Consider the following 16,817-nt stretch of genomic DNA (forward strand, 5'->3'; position numbering starts at 1 on the left):
GCCGCCGCCAGGGCGGCGGCGGGCCGAGCACCGATGGACGGCACGTCAGCGCAGGTCGTCGCGGTCCACCCGACGGCTCCGGACCAGCAGCGACCCGCCCTCCCTCACCAGGACGTCGGTGCAGGTGCAGACGCGGTGCACGCGGGACTCGCCGCCCCGCACAGTGGCGAAGACGGTGGTGTACGAGTGGACGATCACTGAGCCGTCCTGCTGCGGCACGACGTCGAACACGCCGGGCCAATGACGGTGCTGCTCGCCGGCCTCGACGAGCGCCGCCGCGCTACGGCGCACCGCGGCGGACAGCCCCGCCCGGCCCACCACGGGCGCTGGCAGGGTCGGTACCGAGAAGGAGGCGTCCTGTGTGAAGGACTCCGCCCACAACTCCGCGGCACCCTCGTCCAGCAGGTGCATGTGGCGGGCGTAGAACTGCTGTACCTCCGCGTAGAGGCCGCCGGCCTCGGCGGCGGAGCGGGTCTGGCTTTCGGTCGGTGCGCTCACGGTGTCTCCGTTTCGTGGTGGGGTGCGCGGCCGGTGCGTGGTGTGCTCCCCGATGTGCCGCCCGCCGATCGTCGGCCGCCGTGATCGAGCCGCGTTCGAGTCCGGATGCAATGCCCGCCGGGCCCACCGCCGGTCCAGGCGGAATCCGACCCGCCTCAAGCACCGGCGAGCAGCGTTGCTCGGGACGCACCGCAGGTGATGTTTCGACCACCGGGAGGACACCGTGACGAACAGCCAGCAGTACCGCGTCCAGGACGAGGTGATCATCGCAGCCCCGGCCGAGACGGTCCGCTCGCTGGTGGACGACGTCGTTGGTTGGACGCAGCTGCACAAGCCCGCCGTGCACGCCGAGATACTCGAGGACCACGGTGGCGAGCAGCTGATCCAGCACTGGGCGGTCGCCGACCGGCACTCGGTGCGCACCTGGAAGGTGCGCCGCGCCAAGGCCGCCGACGGCAGCCGGGTCTCCTTCGAGCACCTGCCGGCCGAGGCGCCGTTCGCCCGCCTCGGCGGTGAGTGGACGTTCCAGGAGACCGGCGGCAAGACCCGGGTGACGCTGAGCCACGACTTCACGCCGGCCGAGGGCGAGGAGGCCAGCAGCGAGGAACTCGCCGCCCGGTTGCACGAGGGGAACCAGGACTATCTCCAGGTCCTCGGCCACTGCGCCGAGAACCGCGCGGTACTGGACCAGCTGATCATCTCCTTCACTGACCAGCTGTTCATCGCGGGCGACATCAAGGACGCCTACGACTACTTGTGGGAGGCGGACAAGTGGGAGGAGCGCATCCCGCACATCGCCAAGCTGGACCTTGAGCAGCCGGCGCCCGACGTCCAGTTCTTCGACATGGACACCTCGACGCCGGACGGCTCCTCGCACCGCACGCGCTCGGTGCGCATCACCCTGGAACCGCGTCTCATCGTCTACAAGCAGACCGAGCTCCCGGTGCTGCTCGACGGGCACACCGGGCACTGGAAGTTCATCCAGACCCCCGAGGGCATCATCGCCGAGGCCCGGCACACCGCGACGATCAAGCCGTCGGCGCTGGGCATCCTCGGCGAGGGCACCACCGTGCAGGACGCGCGCCGGTACCTGCGCCGGGTGCTCAGCGCCAACAGTGTCAGCAACCTGCGGCTTGCCAAGGCGTACGCTGAGGAACGCGCCGGTGTCTGACATGGCGTCCGTCCCCGCGATCCCGGTGGACGGTGTGCTGCGCCGAGCCGCCGAGCGGTTTCCCGACCGGGTGGCTGTCCGCGACGAGAACGGGGCGGTCAGCTTCGCCCAGCTTGACGCGGACGCTGACCGCTTCGCCCGCGCCCTGTTCCGGCTGGCCGGCGGCCGGGGAGCGGCCATCGGCGTGGCGAGCGTGCTCGACCCGGTCTTCGCCGCAGCCTTCCACGGCGTCAGCCGCAGCGACAACCGCATCGTGCTGATCAACCCACTGGTTCGCGAGGCGGCGCTGGAACACGTGCTGAGGACCGCGGACGTCGAGATCGCCCTGGTGTCCGCGGACACCGCCGGACGGATCACCGCGGTGCGGGCCGGCCTTCCCTCCCTGCGTGAGGTGTTCGTGGTCGATGCGGACCGGGCGGGCGCGCTGCCCGAGGGGTCCCGGCCGCTGGCCGAGCTCCTCGCGCACGCCGAGCCGTCCGTGACCGGCCCAGCCGGTCCCGGCGACCGGGCCGGCCTGCCCGACCCGGCCGGACGCGATCCGCGGTCGGTGGCCTGCGTGCAGTTCACCAGCGGGACCACGGGGCCGCCCAAGGGCGTCCAGCTCACCCACCACAACCTGGTGACCAACGCGGCGCAGGCGGCCCACGTGCTGGGCCTCGGCCTCGACTCGGTGTGTCTGAACCACCTGCCGCTCTACCACATGATGCACCTCAACGCGGCGTTGTACGCGGGCGCCACTCAGGTGCTGTGCCACCATCCGGACCCGGTGGACTCCCTTGCGGCGGCCACCGCCGCCGGGGCCACCCACTACTTCGGGCTGCCGGTGCGGCTGACGAGACTGGCGGCGGACGAGCGGTTCCACACGGTCACCGCGGGTCCGGATCTGGAACTGGTCGCCTCCGGCGGCTCGGCCCTGGCCCCGGCCGTCGCCGACGCCCTGCGCGGGCAGCTCGGCGTACCGGTCATCCAGGGGTACGGGCTGGCCGAGTTGTCCCCGCTCAGCCACAACGACCTGCCCGGCCGGAACAAGCCGGGCTCGGTCGGCCCGGTCGTCCCGGGTACGCAGTGCCGGATCGTGGGGATGGACACCGGCGCGGACCTCAAGCCCGGTGAGCGGGGCGAGGTCCTGCTGCGGGGCCCTCAGCTGATGGCCGGCTACCTGGGGCTGCCGGCGGCCCGGTCCGTCGACGCGGATGGCTGGTTCCACACCGGTGACGTCGGCTTCGAGGACGAGGACGGCTGGCTGTTTCTGGTCGACCGGATCAAGGACGTCTTCAAGGTCGACAACGAGCTGGTGTCACCGGGGGAGATCGAACGGATCCTGCTGCGCGACGCCGACGTCGCCGACTGCGTCGTGGTGGATCATCCCGACCGGTTCAGCGGCGCGGTGGTGTGGGCGGGCATCGTCCCGGCGGGCGACGGGCCGGTGGACATGGAAGCGGTCGTCGAACGGGCCAACAGCCAACTCGCCGACCACCAGCGGATCCGCCGCTTCGAGCGGTTCACGACCCTGCCCCGATCGCCGAACGGCAAGGTCGAGCGGCGTCCGTTGCGCGAGCGGCTGCGCGCCACCGGCTGAGACCGATCCGTAGCGAAACCGTCCCCCGCCGGCACTCCCGCCCCACCCCGCGCCACTCATCCGTCCCTGCCCGCATCCGCATCCGCATCCGCATCCGCATCCGCATCCGACCAGGAGGCCACCGTGGTGACGTTCGTCAACAAACTGACCGTCAACGGCGATGTCGAGGAGTTCTTCAAGATCAAGCAGTCGCTCACCGAGTTCATGTCCGTCCAGCCCGGCTACCGGAGTTCCTCGATGCTGCGGCACGTCGGCCAGCGCAACGTGTTCATCGAGCTGGCCGACTGGGACGACGCCGCCGCCCACCAGGCCGCGGTGCGCGACCCGGAGTTCCAGGCGCGGGTCAAGGGCCTGGGTTCGCTGGCCACCGTGGAGCCCGGCCTCTACGAGGAGGTCGCCGAGGACGGGACCGACGGTGTCTGACGGCCCCCAGGTGCTGGTGGCGGGGGCCGGTCCGGCCGGCCTCACCACCGCGCACGAACTGGCCCGGCGCGGACTGCGGGTGCGGCTCGTCGACGCCGCGCCCGGCCCGGCCGTGACCAGCCGCGCAGTGGCCACCCATCCGCGCACCCTGGAGACGTACGACCAGATGGGCGTGATCGGGGACATCCTCGAACAGGCGCAGCGGATCAGCGCGTTCACCATGTTCAGCGGTGGCCGCCGGCTGGTCCGGCTGGGCGCCGACTACTCCACCATGCCCACTCGCTACCCGTTCACCGCGATCGTCGAGCAGGTGGACACCGAGGCGGTGCTCCGCGCCGCCGTGGCCCGGCTCGGCACGAAGGTCGAATGGGGGGTCCGGCTGACCGGGTTCGAGCAGGACGCCGAGCGGGTGGTCGTCGGCCTGGAACACGCCGACGGAACCGCCGAGTCGCTGGCCGTCCGCTGGCTGGTCGGCTGCGACGGCGGGCACAGTACCGTGCGCAAGACGCTCGGACTGCCGCTGTTCGGCGAGACCAGCGAGACCTGGATGCTCGCCGACGCCACGGTCGAGGTGGACCTGCCGCGCGACAGCATCTACTGGATCCACACCGGTTCCCAGGCACTGATGATGGTGCCGTTCCGGCGCGGTGGCCGCTGGCGGCTGCTGGACACCACCACCGCGGCCCCCGGCACCCCGGCGCGGGAGATAGCCGCCCGGTTCGCGGACCGCCTGCGCCCCGGGCTCGGCCGGACAGTCGATGTCAGGACACCCACCTGGACGTCGGTCTTCACCTTCCAGCAGCGGATGGTGCCGCGGATGGGCGAGGGCCGGGTCTTCGTGGCGGGCGACGCCGCCCACGTGCACAGCCCCGCCTCCGGGCAGGGCATGAACACGGGCATCCAGGAGGCGTACAACCTGTCCTGGAAGCTGGCCATGGTCGAACAGGGCTTCGCCGGCCGTGGCCTGCTCGACAGCTACAGCGCCGAACGGGTGCCGGTCGGCAAGAAGCTGCTCGGTTCCACCAGGAAGGCCACCTTCCTGGTGCAGCTGAAGAACGCCTTCGCCCCGATCGCCCTGCCGGTCGTCTTCGGCGTCATCCGCAACGTCACCGCGCTGCGCAAGAAGGTGCAGCGGCAGGTGCTCGGCGGGATCTCCGGGCTCCAGCTCGGCTATCGCGACTCCCCGCTGACCACCCCGGCGGCCGGCGCCCCGGGACCGCGCCCCGGCACACGCGCCTCCGTGGGAGTGGGCGCGGACCCGGCTGACCCCGGCTGCCGGGCCTGGGCGGACGAGCTGCGCGACATCCGGTGGACGCTGGCGGTGGCGGCCGGCCGGCCGGCCGAGGTGCCGGCGGACAGCCCCTGGCTGTCGGTCCGCACCCTGGGCGCCGGCGCAGGGGTCCCCGGCCCGCTCGCCGACCCGAGCGGCCGACTGCGCTCGGCGCTGGGACTGGCGCCCGGTGGCTGGCTGCTGGTCCGTCCGGACGGCTACGTCGCCGCGCGCGGGCGGGAGCTGACCGCCACGGCGCTGCGGGCGGCGCTTGCCCCGTCGCAGCTGTCCGCTGAATGGGGTGTCGCAGCCGCACCGAGCCGCGCACCCGTAACGGGCCGCGCCCGGTGGACCGGCCGGTGAGCGCGAGGATGGGAGACACATGGACACCGGCCTGAGGGGCCGTACGGTTCTGGTCACCGGGGCGTCCACCGGAATAGGCGCGGCCATCGCACGCGCCTACTCGGCCGAGGGTGCCAGGGTCGCGCTGACCTACCGCGCCGACCGCGACGGCGGACAGCGGCTGGCCCGCGAACTCGGAGCCGGCCAGGACCTGGCGATGGCAGTGCGGTACTCGCTCGCCGAACCGGAGACCGTGGAGTCGGCGGTCGCCGAGGTCACCGATCGCTGGGGCGCGGTGGACGTGCTCGTCGCCAACGCGGTGCGCTGGGCGCCCCGGCGGGCGCCCAGCGAGCACATCGAGGACGTTGCGGCCGGCGACTGGCGGGCGTTCCTCGACGACAACCTCGCACCGACCCTGCGGACCGTGCAATTGGCCGTGGTCGGCATGCGCGAGCGGTCCTGGGGGCGGATCGTGCTCATGTCCTCGCACGTGGCTCTCGACGGCCACCGCGGCCAGGAGTTCTACGGCGCCGCGAAGTCGGCGCTGCACGGTTTCGCGCGCAGTCTGGCCTGGGACCTCGGTCCCGACGGTGTCCTGGTGAATGTCGTGTGCCCGGGGCTGACCACCACCGACCGGGTGCGGGACGGGCTCCCTGCCGGGATCAGACAGCGCGAGGCGGAGCTCACGCCCACCGGGCGGCTCAGCAGCCCCGAGGATATCGCCGCCGCCACGCTCTTCCTGGGCTCGGCGGCCAACGGCAACACCACCGGCCAGGTCGTGACCGTGGCCGGCGGCCGGTGATCCGAACCCGATGAAAGGCACAGCCATGACCGCCACCGAACCGATCGCTCCCGCCCACGAGGAAGTACTCGCTGGCGCCGCCCCGTACACAAGCCGCATCCTCTCGACCTACGACACATGGGTCCTGGGAGTCGTCTGCCCGATGGTGTGGGGCTGCCCGCGAGACGAGATGCTGCGCCAGTACGACCGCTCCGTCGGTGCCCGCCACCTGGACCTCGGCCCGGGCACCGGGTGGTTTCTCGAGCGTGCCGCGTTTCCCACCCTGACCCCTGAACTCGCCCTGGTCGACCTCAACGAGGGCGTGCTGCAGAAGGCGGGGGGCCGGGTGGCGCACCTGCGCCCCCGGCTGTTCCGGCGTGACGTGCTGGCCCCCCTCGACCTCGGTGAGAAGGTCCGCTTCGACTCCGTGGCGATGAACATGCTGATCCACTGCCTGCCAGGCACGATGGCGCACAAGGCCACCGTTTTCGACCACGTCACGCCGTACGTGGAGCCGGGCGGGCGGATCTTCGGGTCTACCGTGCTCGCCGAGGGCGTGCGGCACGGCCGGCTGGCGCCCAAGGCCCTCAAGAACCTCAACGACGCCAAGGGGCCGATGAACAACCTCGACGACTCACTCGCCGACCTGGAGGCAGAGATCGCCGGCCGCTTCGAGGACTTCCGGATCGCGGTCCGCGGCTCCATGGCGCTGTTCGACATCACCGTCCGCTGAGCCGGGCGCCTTTCCCGCAGACACCGTCCCCGCTAAGAAGAAGAGAGGAGCAGCCGTGCCCGCTGCCACGAACGACCTGACCGGTTTCCTGCTCACCCACGAGCTGATCCGCCGCACCGTGCCGGAGCTGTCGCGACGGCTGGCGGCCACCGAGCCTGTGGACGCGGACGCGGTGGCCCGGCTGGCACGCTGGTGGAAGCTGTTCACCACCGTCCTGGACCGCCACCACGAGGTCGAGGACCGGCTGGTGTGGCCGGTGGCGATCGTCGCCGAGCCCGGGCTCGGCGACGCCGTCGCCGAGATCGAGGCCCAGCACGCCGAGCTCGACACCCACCTGGCGCGGATCGGCGCCGGCCTGGCGGCGCTGGAGGCCGCCGACACCGGCCGGTGGCCCGCCGAGGCGGCGGGCCTGCGGCGGACCGTGGACGACTTCGCCGCGGCCCTCGAGGAGCACCTGCTACTGGAGGAGCGGGCGATGGTGCCGGCGCTGGAGAACGCGGTCACCGCGCACGCCTTCGCCGAACTGGGTGCCGCGCTGGCCCGCGACCACTCGCCGGAGAGCGTGGCTGCGGAGATGCCGATGGTCGTGGCGCACGCGGGCGCCGCACAGCGGGAGGTGATGCTGGGGCGGATGCCCGAACCGGTGCGGCGCAGGTTCGTCAGCGAGTGGGAACCGCGGTACCAGGAGCTGGTCGCCTCGCTGCCAGGGGGCGAGGTGGTCGGCACCCGGCCGGTGTGACGCGAGCACAAGCGGCCCATCGGAAGGCGCCCGCACCAGTTGTCCTGGTACGGGCGCCTTCCGATGCGGCGGCGCGTTCAGCGTGCCAGCACGCGGTCCAGGACATGCCGCAGGGCCTGTTCCGACGGTGCCTGGCCAGCCTCGGTGCGCCAGGCCACGAACCCGTCCGGCCGCACCAGGACCGCGCCGTCCGCGCGCACCCCGAACGCTTCCGGCCGGCCGGACCCCGACGGGCCGGCGTCCGCCCCCAGGGGCACCGTACGGATCCCCTCCCCGGGGCCCAGCGCCTCGGCGGCCCGCGCCCAGCCCGCGCCGGCCGGCCCGGTCAGCAGGACGAATCGGTCACGGAACAACTCGGTGCTCGACAGCTGCCGCCCGCCGTCGGTCACGGGGTAGTACGGGGCACGGGTTCCCGGTGCGCCGTCCAGCTCCTTGGGGTGCAGCGCGACCGGCTCCGGCGGGCCGGCCCCGAGGACGGCCTTCGACCGGTAGCGGTAGCCCATCATGACCGCCAGGATGTCCAGCTCGCCGAGACCGTCGCTGCGCCCGGCGGACCGGTCGTTCTGCCGCTCGGTCGCGAACCCCGCGGCCAGCAGGGCCACCGGCCGGCGCTCGCTTCCGTACGTGTCGATGAGCGCTTCGCCGGCCCGGCCCGCCAGGACCGCGGCAAGCTTCCAGGCCAGGTTGTGGGCGTCCTGGATACCGGTGTTGGCGCCCAGGCCGCCGGTCGGCGGCATGACGTGCACCGCGTCGCCGGCCAGCAGGACCCGCCCGTCGCGGTAGCGGTCCGCCACCCACGCGGTGATCTCCCACGGGTGGGCGAGCCGGCTGGAGCCGGGGATCGCCGGGATGGCCCGGGTTGGCAGGTCCGGCACGCCGACGGCGGCGCGCATCAGCCGCTCGCAGCGCTTGGGCGTGAAGTCGTCGGGGCCCTCGCCGCGTTCCGGGTGGTACGGGACGATGAGCAGCCAGCGCTCCAGCGTGTCCAGCGGGGTGAGCAGCGTCCCCGGCTCCGGATGGTCCAGATAGGCCAGGGCCACCCGGCGTCCCCGCAGCGGCCCGGTGAGGTCGGCCTCGAACACGATGCTGACCACCGGTGTGGCCTCCCTGATCAGCGAACGGCCGATGCCGAGGCCGTCGCGGACACCGGAGCGGTGGCCGTCGGCCGCGATCAGCCAGTCGGCGCGCACGGTGGTCCGCTCGCCGGTGGCGCGGTCGGCGATCACCGCGACAATCCCGTCGCCGGTGTCCTCATGACTGATCAGCTCGGTGAAGAACCGCACGTCAGCGCCGCGCCGCACCGCGTGCTCGCGCAGCACCGGCTCGACGGCGGACTGGTCCACCAGCGCCGCCTCGGTCGGGCTCAGGCCGCTCAGCGTCTCCGGTGCGGGGCGCACCTCGCGCAGGATCTCCTCGCCGGCCAGGGTCACCGCGCGGCAGCGTTCGTCGAACTCCACGAAGACCGACTGCGGAGCGGCGCGCAGGTCGGCCTCGACGCCGTGGGAGAGGTATACCTCCATGGTACGGGCGTTGAGGTTGCGGCCCTTGGGCAGTACCGACGTGTCCCGGTGCCGTTCGACCAGGACAACGTCCACACCGTGGTCCCGCAGGAACACGCCGGCGGACAGCCCGACGATCCCTCCTCCCACGACAAGGACCTGGGTGGTCGTCTCGGGCATCGTGTTCTCCTTTTCTGAGGTCGCTTCGCTGTCGCTTCGACTCTTCGGCGGTCTCAGCCATCGGTGCGCGCCGGCTGCCCCGGACCCGGCGCCCGTCCGGCCATCGCCGGATCGGTGACCGCGACCGGGGCCAGCACGGCGGTCACCCGGTTGACGAGTTCCTCGTCGAGCTCCACCTCCAAGGCCCGCAGGTTGCCGGTGAGCTGGTCGGGGCGCGAGGCGCCGGTGACGGCGCACGACACCGCCGGGTTGCGCAGCACCCAGGCCAGGGCGAGCTGCGGCAGGGTGAGCCCAGCCTCACCGGCGAGCGGACCCAGGGCCTCGACCGCCGTCAGCACCTCGTCGTCCAGGTGGTGCCAGCGCCTCATGGACCGGGCGCCGCCCTCGGTGCGTGCCGCCCTGCTGTCGCCGGGAACCTCCCGGCCCGGCCGGTACTTGCCGGTCAGCACGCCTCCGGCCAGCGGCGACCAGACCATCTGGCCGACACCGGCCTCGGTGCAGACGGGCACGACCTCGTCCTCGATGACTCGCCACAGCAGTGAGTACTGGGCCTGGTTGGAGACCAGCGGGACGCGCAGGCCGCACGCCAGCGCCGCCCCGGCCCGGATCTGCGGGGCCGTCCACTCCGAGACGCCGATGTAGAGAGCCTTGCCGGCGTGCACCAGGTCGGCGAACGCCGACATCGTCTCCTCTAGCGGCGTGCGGTCGTCCCAGCGGTGCGCCTGGTAGAGGTCCACGTAGTCGGTGCCGAGGCGGCGCAGCGACGCCTCGGCCGACTCGTGGATGTGCTTGCGCGACAGCCGTCCCTCGTTGGGACCCGGCCGCGGCGAGCGGCCGACCTTGGTACACAGCACCAGGTCGGCGCGGCGCATGCCGGCCAGCGCCGCGCCGAGCAGTTCCTCGGCGCGGCCGCCCGCGTACGCGTCGGCGGTGTCGAAGGTGGTGACTCCGGCGTCCAGCGCGGCGTGCAGGCAGTCCCTGGCCACGTCGTCGGAGACCTGGTTGCCGTGGGTCAGCGAGTTGCCGAACGCCACCCGGCTGACCATCAGGCCGCTGTCGCCCAGCGGTGCGTACTGCATGGTTCCCTCCTCCGTTGCTCCCGGATCAGGCCGGCGGCCGCCTCGGTGCGTGCTGCCCCGCCTCGGGTCCGTCCCGGTGCGGGCCGGCCTGGTGCGAGGTCAGCGCGCACCGGCGACGAATAGCCGGGAGGGCAGCCCCGGGGTGTCGTGCACCTCCGGCTCGGTGAATCCGGCATCGCGGAACATCCGCAGGTAGCCGGCAGTGGCCGGGACCTCACCCCCCCGGGTCCAGGCGAGCAGCAGCAGCGAGAGCATCCGGCCGCCGAACTCCGGAAGGGGGCCGAAGTCGCCGACCGTGAACCCGGCGGCGACCACGCGCCCGCCGGGCGCCAGCACGCCGCGCAGGCGCCGCAGGAGGCGGGTGCCCTCCTCCTCCGGGTACTGCGGCAGGAAGTTGGCGAGGACCACCAGATCGTAGGGGCCCTTGAGGTCCTCGGTGAAGACGTCGCCGGCGATCCAGGAGGCGCGGTCGGCCAGTCCCATCGCCTCGGCGTTCTCCCGGGCCCGCGGCAGGACGCTCCCCCAGTCGGCGCCGACGATGCGGGCCTGGTGGAACTCCTGGGCCAGCGCCAGGCCGAACAGGGCGTGTCCGCAGCCGACGTCGAGCAGCCGGATCTCATCGCGGTCCGCGGCCCACGGGCGGAGCGCCCCGGTGACGGCCCGGGTCACCGGACGCGTCGCGAAGGTGCCGTGGACGGCGAACGCGCGCCAGTAGGGGAAGTCGCGCGAGCCCGCGTCCGCGTCCTCGTCCAGCAGGGTCGCGCCGGCCAGTACGGTCTCGGTGAGGGCGCCCATCGACTCCCACTCCTGCTGCGAGGCCGCGACCTCGGCGGCGCCGCCCGCGTATTCGGGGCTGGTGGTCACCAGCAGCCGCTCGGCGCCCTCCACGAGCCCGAACTCCTCGTGCTCGGGCGCCCCTTGTTCGGTGACGAGACCGGCGGCGGCCAGCGCGGTGAGCAGCACGCGCACCGCGCGCGCGGGCGCGCCGACCGTCTCGGCCACCCTGGCGGCCCCGTACGGGCCGCCGGCGAGTGCGTCGAAGAGCCGGAGCTCGATGGCGGTGCGCAGCAGGCTGGTCCTTTTGAAGGCCAGCAGGGTCTCCAGGATGGTCTGCCGGGTGATCGCCCCCGGGGGCGGTGCGACTGCGGGCATGCCTGTCGTCGTTCCTCTCGTTCCCGAATGCCGGGTTGACCTGGCCAGAGTGTGGCCTGCCGCTCGAAGCCGCCTCGATCGGCCATCGAGGGCGGCCCGGCAGACTCGGCGGGAAGGGACAGACGAACGAGAGGAAAAGCTCATGTCAGTGCCCATGACCGACAAGCCGGAGGCAGCCCGCCAGGTCGTCGTGCACCGTTCCTCGGTGGCGGCGCCCGCAGACCTGTGTTTCGACCTCGTGGCGCAGGTGGAGCGCGCTCCGCAGTTCTTCGGATCCCATCTGCACGCCGAGGTGACCGTCGACGGTGGTCAGGAGACGGTGCAGCGCTGGGTGCTGGCGCCCGGCGACGGTATCCGCGCCTGGACGGCGCGGCGCACCGTGGACGCGGCGGCCCGCACCATAACCTTCGAACACATCGGCGACACGCCGCCAGTGTGCGCCCTACGCGGCGAGTGGTCGTTCACCGAGACCGGCCCAGGCACCACCGAGGTGCGTCTGGAGCACGCCCTCACCTTCACCGGGGGCGACGACGCCGGTGAGGGCGAGCGGCAAGCCGCGCTCGACCGCGTCGACCTCGGCGGCCAGGCCCAACTGGCCCAGCTGCGCGAGGTCGCCGAGTCCCATGCGCGGCTGACGGCCCGCACGGTGCGCGCACGGGCGAGCGTCCAGCTGACCGCCACCGACGCCGGATCCGCCTTCGAGCGCGCGCTGCACGCGGTCGAGCACGACGGCGCCGGCTGGGCGTGGGCACCGGCGGTGGGCCGGGCGATCGTCCTCAAGCGGGTCACCGCGCTCAGCGGCCGGCTGCACGCGGCCACCGCCCGGATCGATGTGGCCGGTACCCGAGACGGCGCCGAGGTGACGGTCTCGGCGGCCGTGACCGCAGCCGAGGACGGCCCGGCGCCGGCGGCGCTCGGACGCTGGCTGCCGGGAGCGGTGGCCCGCGTCCTGGTCGCGGTGGGTCAGCCCGCGCGCACCGCGTAATCGCCGAGAGCCGGCTCCAGCGCGCCGAACGCCTGCGCCGCCGCCACCGCCGCGCGCCGATCCGCCTCCTTTGGAGGGACGCCGCCCCGCAGCCAGGAGCGCATGAGGCGGACCAGCACCCGGTGGGCGGCGGCCAGCTGGGCGGCGGCGAGCCTGAAGGCGAGGTCGCCTGGCGCGGCCTCGGTCTCGGCGGCCAGCTGGGCGGCGAGCGCGGCCTCGCGCTGCTCGTCGATCTCGCGCTCGCGCGAGCGCAGCCTCGGGCTCTCGTGCACGAGCCGGGCGAAGCCGGGCGAGGCGTGCCCGGTCAGTACCGGATAGCCGCCGCCGAGCGCTTGGAGGTACGCCGCGCGCAGGCCGTGCAGCGCGGAGCTTCCGGCCGGCCGGCCGCGGACGGCCTCCGCCAGGGAGGCGACCACCAGCCCGTGCGCGTCGAAGACGAGGTCCTCCTTGAGGGGGAAGTAGTTGGTGACCGTCATCTTTGAGACGTCGGCGGCGGCGGCGACCTCCGCGATCGTCACGTTCTCGAATCCCCGCTCGATGAAGAGCAGGGTCGCGACATGCGCCAGGCGCTCCCGCGTCTGCTGCTTCTTGCGCTCCCGCAGCCCGGGAGCCGGTGTCCGCATGGCACTCATGGTACGCCGCTGGGCGGAACCCATTTTAGTATTTGACATAATTCCGCAGTCGACATAAATTCTGGCGTCTCCGGCCCCACTCACCCGCCAGGAGGCCCGTGTGAAACACACCGTTCCGCCGTCCGCCGTACCGCCCGACGAAGAGGACCGTCTCGACCCCCAGTTGGTGCGCATCGGCCTGGTTCTGGTGCTCGCCGCCGTGCTCGCCTCGCTCGACGGCACGATCGTCAACGTCGGCGTGGGGCCCATGGCCAGCGGGCTCAGCACCACGCTGTCCGTCATCCAGTGGGTGAGTACCGGCTACCTGCTCACCGTCGCGCTCGTCGCGCCGCTGGCCGGATGGCTGATCGAACGGTTCGGCGGCAAGCGGATGTGGCTTGCCTCGGTGGCGGTGTTCGTGGCCGCGTCCGCGCTCAGCGGGATGGCCTGGTCGCCCAGCGCGCTGATCGCCTTCCGGATGCTCCAGGGTGTCGGCGGCGGCCTGATGGAACCCATCGGGCAGGCCATCGTCGCCAAGATCGCGGGGCCACGGCGCATCGGCCGGCTGATCGGCGTCATCACCATGCCGGTCGCGCTCGCGCCGATCCTCGGCCCGGTCCTCGGCGGAATCCTGGTGCACGGGGCGGGCTGGCGCTGGCTGTTCTACCTCAACGTCCCGGTGGGGATCGCCGCCCTGGTCCTCGCGGTCCGGATCGTGCCCGACGACAGAGGCGAGCGGCAGACGACCCTCAAGCCCGACGTCCTCGGCCTCGTCCTGCTGCCACCGGGCCTGGCCGCGGTGGTCTACGCGCTTTCCCACGCCGGCGGCCACGGCCTGGACCTGCGCCACGCCCTCCTGCTGGCCGCCGGGTTCGCCCTGCTGGCCGGATACGTCGTCCACGCACTGCGCATCCGTACCGCCCCGCTGCTCGACCTGCGGTTATTCGCCGGCCGGGGGTTCACGCTGGCGAGCATCAACACCTTTCTGCTCGGCGCCACGCTCTACAGCTCCATGCTGCTGATCCCGCTCTACTTCCTCCAGGTGCGCGGCCTCAGCACCCTGCAGGCCGCGCTGATGCTCGCCCCGCAGGCGATCGGCACCGCGGTGGTCACCCCGCTGGCGGGCCGGTTCACCGACACCTACGGGCCGCGGGCCGTGGTGGTGGTGGGGATCGTGCTGACGCTGCTCGGAACCGTGCCGTTCGTCCTGCCCACCGCGCACGGCGGCTTCGCGGTACTCGTCGCGGCGCTGTTCGTGCGGGGCGTAGGGTTCGGCGCGATCACCCCGCCGAACGTCGCCGCCACCTACACCTCCGTACGGCGCAGCCAGGTGTCCGCCGCGACCAGCGCCCGTACCGTGCTCAACCGCATCGGCGGCTCGATCGGGACCGCCGTGCTCGCCGTCATCCTGCAGAGCGCCCTGGCCGACGGCGGCGGAAGCGTGGGGGACGCCTACGTCCACACGTTCTGGTGGTCGCTCGCCTTCGGCGCCCTGACCCTCGTGCCGGCCGCGATGTACCCTCGCCGCGCGCCCGGACAGGACTGACCCGGCACGTCCCGCCGCCTCCACCCCCTATGAAGGAGTCCCATCCATGCCCGCCTCCCCACGACCGCCCCGCGCCGGGCGGCGCCTGATGTCCGTGCACGCCCATCCGGACGACGAGTCGAGCAAGGGCGCCGCCACGCTCGTCAAGTACCTCAGGGAGGGCGCCGAGGTCCTGGTGTGCACGATGACCGGCGGCGAGCGCGGAGCCGTGCTCAACCCCCGGCTCGACCGGCCGGAGGTGTGGGCCGAGCTGCCCGAACGCCGCCGCAAGGAGATGGACAGGGCCCGGCAGATCCTCGGGATCGACCAGCGGTTCCTCGGCTTCGTCGACTCGGGGCTGCCCAAGGACGACGAGGAACTGCCGTCGGGCTGTTTCGCGCTCCAGCCGCTGGAGAAGGCGACGCGGCCGCTGGTCGCGGCGGTGCGCGCCTTCCGGCCGGAGGTGATCGTCACGTACGACGAGAACGGCGGCTACCCGCATCCCGACCACATCATGACCAACAGGGTCGCGGTGGAGGCGTTCCACGCCGCGGGCGACCCGGACCGCTTCCCTGGCACCGGCGATCCCTGGCAGCCGCTGAAGCTGTACTACACCTGTGCGTTCAACAAGGCGTACTTCCAGGCGATTGACGCCGCGATGCGGGGCGCCGGACTGCACTCACCCGCCGGCGAGGTGTTGGCCGACTGGCCCGAGAACTGGCCGACGTGGGAGGTCACCACCAGTGTCCGGTGCGCGGAGTACTTCCCCGTGCGGCGCGCGGCGCTGCTCAGCCACGAGACCCAGGTGAACCCGGACGGTCCCGAGCTGTCCTGCCCGATGGACCTGGAGGCCGCGGTCTGGCCCACCGAGGACTACCACCTAGTCTCGTCGCGGGTGCCGACCGGCCTGCCCGAGACCGACCTGTTCGCCGGGCTGGCGGCCGCCACCGGCTGAACCGGTCGCCCGGACCGGCTCGCCCGCGGGCCCGGCACCCTCGGGCGGGCTGCCGGGCCCGCCGCGGCGCCGCATCACACCATCGTCTCGCGGACCTCGATGCCCAGGCTCTCCTGGGCACTGGGCAGCAGGCCGCGCTCGACATCGTTGGCCGCGTGGCCGCGCGCCGTGTGGATGTCCCGCCAGGCCCGTTGCAGCGGACCGGACCCGGTCCGCATGGCGTTGCCCCCGGCGTGGGCCATCAGCAGGTCCACGGCCTCCATCGCCCGCACGGTGGCCAGCACCTGGTCGCGCCTGACGCGGGCCCGCGAGGCGAGCGAGGGCACCCCGCCCCGCACGACGCACCCGTACAGCTCCCCGATGTTCCCGACGAGCTGGCGCCAGGACGCGTCGATGTCGCTGGCGCCCCGGGCGATCCGCAGCTGCCCGGCGGTCTCCAGGTCGCCGCGGCGGGGCCGCCCGGCGGCGATACGGCCGCGCAGCGTGTCGCAGTGGTCCCGGTAGGCGGCCTCGGCGATGCCGACGGACGGCGCCGCGACCGCAGTGGTGAACATCGCCGGGAACGGCATCCGGTACAGCGGCTCCGGATTCGCCTCCCACCCCGGGAAGGAGCGCTCGCTCACCCCCACCTCGATGGTGCGGTGGGCCGGCACGAACACCTCCTCCACGACGATGTCGTTGCTGCCCGTGCCGCGCAGCCCCACGGTCTCCCAGTGCTCTTCCACCCGGACGTCGGACCGCGGCAGCAGTAGCGCTCGCATGCCGGGCGACGCCCCCTCACCGCCCGGCACGAGAGCGCCGAGCAGCACCCAGGAGGCGTGGCCGGAGCCAGAGGAGAAGCTCCACCGGCCGCTGAGGGTGTACCCGCCAGGCGCCTCGGCGGTGGTCGCCGCGGGAGCGTAAGACGAGCAGACCAGGGCCTCGGGGTCGTCTCCCCAGACCTCGCGCTGGGCGCGCGGGTCGAACAGCGCCACGTGCCACAGGTGTACGCCGAAGACCGACGCCACCCAGCCGGTGGAGCCGCACGCGGCGGCCAGCGACGTGACCGCGGTGAAGTGCGCACGGGGGTCGGCGGCGAGCCCGCCGTACGTGCGCGGCGTCAGCAGCCGGAAGAACCCGGTCTCCCGCAGCTCCTTCACCGACACCTTCGGCAGCCGGCACGTCCGCTCGCTCTCCTCGGCCCGTGCGCGCAGCCCGGGCGCCAGGTCACGCACGGCCTCCAGGACCGCCCGCTGCGGGCCCTGCTCGATCTCGTCACACTCCACGGCTCACTCCGTCCTCGACACCAGCCGTCG

General features: G+C 73.0%; 16 protein-coding genes. 10 read left to right on the forward strand and 6 right to left on the reverse strand.

Annotated features, from left to right (window positions below):
- Positions 1–45: 45 nt before the first annotated feature.
- Positions 46–498 (reverse strand): nuclear transport factor 2 family protein, encoded by a 453-nt coding sequence (locus OG519_RS02250; protein ID WP_405577909.1) that lies wholly within the window; start codon positions 496–498, stop codon positions 46–48.
- Positions 499–721: 223 nt separating this feature from the next.
- On the opposite strand from OG519_RS02250, the gene OG519_RS02255 reads away from it, so the two are divergent.
- From OG519_RS02255 to OG519_RS02285, 7 genes are all read left to right on the forward strand, one after another.
- Positions 722–1,669, forward strand: a complete 948-nt coding sequence (locus OG519_RS02255) for an aromatase/cyclase (RefSeq protein WP_405577911.1) — start codon at positions 722–724, stop codon at positions 1,667–1,669.
- Position 1,670: 1 nt separating this feature from the next.
- Positions 1,671–3,248, forward strand: a complete 1,578-nt coding sequence (locus OG519_RS02260; RefSeq protein WP_405592412.1) for a class I adenylate-forming enzyme family protein — start codon at positions 1,671–1,673, stop codon at positions 3,246–3,248.
- A gap of 123 nt (positions 3,249–3,371) precedes the next feature.
- A complete protein-coding gene (locus OG519_RS02265; protein WP_405577913.1) occupies positions 3,372–3,671 on the forward strand; it encodes an antibiotic biosynthesis monooxygenase family protein in 300 nt (99 codons plus the stop codon).
- On the forward strand, positions 3,664–5,304 hold the full coding sequence (locus OG519_RS02270; RefSeq protein ID WP_405577915.1) for an FAD-dependent oxidoreductase: 1,641 nt from the start codon (positions 3,664–3,666) through the stop codon (positions 5,302–5,304). The genes OG519_RS02265 and OG519_RS02270 overlap by 8 nt, the downstream gene beginning before the upstream one ends.
- 19 nt (positions 5,305–5,323) lie before the next feature.
- Positions 5,324–6,085 (forward strand): SDR family NAD(P)-dependent oxidoreductase, encoded by a 762-nt coding sequence (locus tag OG519_RS02275; RefSeq protein ID WP_405577917.1) that lies wholly within the window; start codon positions 5,324–5,326, stop codon positions 6,083–6,085.
- A 25-nt stretch (positions 6,086–6,110) separates the two neighbouring features.
- A complete protein-coding gene (locus OG519_RS02280) occupies positions 6,111–6,797 on the forward strand; it encodes a class I SAM-dependent methyltransferase (RefSeq protein ID WP_405577919.1) in 687 nt (228 codons plus the stop codon).
- Between the two features lie 55 nt (positions 6,798–6,852).
- Entirely contained in the window at positions 6,853–7,536 is a 684-nt protein-coding gene (locus OG519_RS02285) for a hemerythrin domain-containing protein (RefSeq protein ID WP_405577921.1), read from the forward strand.
- A 77-nt stretch (positions 7,537–7,613) separates the two neighbouring features.
- On the opposite strand, the gene OG519_RS02290 is transcribed toward OG519_RS02285, so the two are convergent.
- The 3 genes from OG519_RS02290 to OG519_RS02300 form a co-directional block, all read right to left on the reverse strand.
- Positions 7,614–9,215 carry an FAD-dependent monooxygenase gene (locus OG519_RS02290; protein ID WP_405577923.1) on the reverse strand — a complete coding sequence of 534 codons (1,602 nt, stop codon included), beginning with the start codon at positions 9,213–9,215 and terminating at the stop codon, positions 7,614–7,616.
- A gap of 53 nt (positions 9,216–9,268) precedes the next feature.
- Positions 9,269–10,294 (reverse strand): aldo/keto reductase family protein, encoded by a 1,026-nt coding sequence (locus tag OG519_RS02295; RefSeq protein WP_405577925.1) that lies wholly within the window; start codon positions 10,292–10,294, stop codon positions 9,269–9,271.
- Positions 10,295–10,393: 99 nt separating this feature from the next.
- Positions 10,394–11,446 carry a methyltransferase domain-containing protein gene (locus tag OG519_RS02300; protein WP_405577927.1) on the reverse strand — a complete coding sequence of 351 codons (1,053 nt, stop codon included), beginning with the start codon at positions 11,444–11,446 and terminating at the stop codon, positions 10,394–10,396.
- A gap of 142 nt (positions 11,447–11,588) precedes the next feature.
- Between OG519_RS02300 and OG519_RS02305 the strand changes: the two genes are divergently transcribed.
- Positions 11,589–12,431, forward strand: coding sequence for an aromatase/cyclase (locus tag OG519_RS02305; RefSeq protein ID WP_405577929.1), 843 nt, complete (start codon positions 11,589–11,591; stop codon positions 12,429–12,431).
- Here the strand turns inward: OG519_RS02305 and OG519_RS02310 are convergent.
- Positions 12,410–13,054, reverse strand: a complete 645-nt coding sequence (locus OG519_RS02310; protein WP_405577931.1) for a TetR/AcrR family transcriptional regulator — start codon at positions 13,052–13,054, stop codon at positions 12,410–12,412. The genes OG519_RS02305 and OG519_RS02310 overlap by 22 nt on opposite strands.
- Positions 13,055–13,163: 109 nt before the next feature.
- Here OG519_RS02310 and OG519_RS02315 point away from each other — a divergent pair, with 109 nt between their 5' ends.
- Together OG519_RS02315 and mca are read left to right on the forward strand one after the other, a co-directional pair.
- Complete coding sequence (locus OG519_RS02315; protein ID WP_405577933.1) at positions 13,164–14,588, forward strand: MDR family MFS transporter; 1,425 nt, start codon at positions 13,164–13,166, stop codon at positions 14,586–14,588.
- Positions 14,589–14,634: 46 nt separating this feature from the next.
- Entirely contained in the window at positions 14,635–15,522 is an 888-nt protein-coding gene (gene mca / locus OG519_RS02320) for a mycothiol conjugate amidase Mca (protein WP_405577935.1), read from the forward strand.
- 74 nt (positions 15,523–15,596) lie between these two features.
- On the opposite strand, the gene hsaA is transcribed toward mca, so the two are convergent.
- Positions 15,597–16,787: a 3-hydroxy-9,10-secoandrosta-1,3,5(10)-triene-9,17-dione monooxygenase oxygenase subunit gene (gene hsaA, locus OG519_RS02325; protein WP_405577937.1), complete on the reverse strand. Its 1,191-nt coding sequence runs from the start codon at positions 16,785–16,787 to the stop codon at positions 15,597–15,599.
- Positions 16,788–16,817: the final 30 nt, after the last annotated feature.

Source organism: Streptomyces sp. NBC_01190 (genome assembly GCF_045039895.1).
Classification (GTDB): Bacteria; Actinomycetota; Actinomycetes; order Streptomycetales; family Streptomycetaceae; genus Actinacidiphila.

What these genes read in the sequence shown, in the direction of transcription:
- OG519_RS02260 (WP_405592412.1), top strand. Translation starts at nt 1,671, where the DNA reads ATGGCGTCCGTCCCCGCGATCCCGGTGGACGGTGTGCTGCGCCGAGCC.
- OG519_RS02275 (WP_405577917.1), top strand. Translation starts at nt 5,324, where the DNA reads ATGGACACCGGCCTGAGGGGCCGTACGGTTCTGGTCACCGGGGCGTCC.
- OG519_RS02280 (WP_405577919.1), top strand. Translation starts at nt 6,111, where the DNA reads ATGACCGCCACCGAACCGATCGCTCCCGCCCACGAGGAAGTACTCGCT.
- OG519_RS02290 (WP_405577923.1), bottom strand. Translation starts at nt 9,215, where the DNA reads ATGCCCGAGACGACCACCCAGGTCCTTGTCGTGGGAGGAGGGATCGTC.
- OG519_RS02295 (WP_405577925.1), bottom strand. Translation starts at nt 10,294, where the DNA reads ATGCAGTACGCACCGCTGGGCGACAGCGGCCTGATGGTCAGCCGGGTG.
- OG519_RS02300 (WP_405577927.1), bottom strand. Translation starts at nt 11,446, where the DNA reads ATGCCCGCAGTCGCACCGCCCCCGGGGGCGATCACCCGGCAGACCATC.
- OG519_RS02305 (WP_405577929.1), top strand. Translation starts at nt 11,589, where the DNA reads ATGTCAGTGCCCATGACCGACAAGCCGGAGGCAGCCCGCCAGGTCGTC.
- OG519_RS02310 (WP_405577931.1), bottom strand. Translation starts at nt 13,054, where the DNA reads ATGCGGACACCGGCTCCCGGGCTGCGGGAGCGCAAGAAGCAGCAGACG.
- mca (WP_405577935.1), top strand. Translation starts at nt 14,635, where the DNA reads ATGCCCGCCTCCCCACGACCGCCCCGCGCCGGGCGGCGCCTGATGTCC.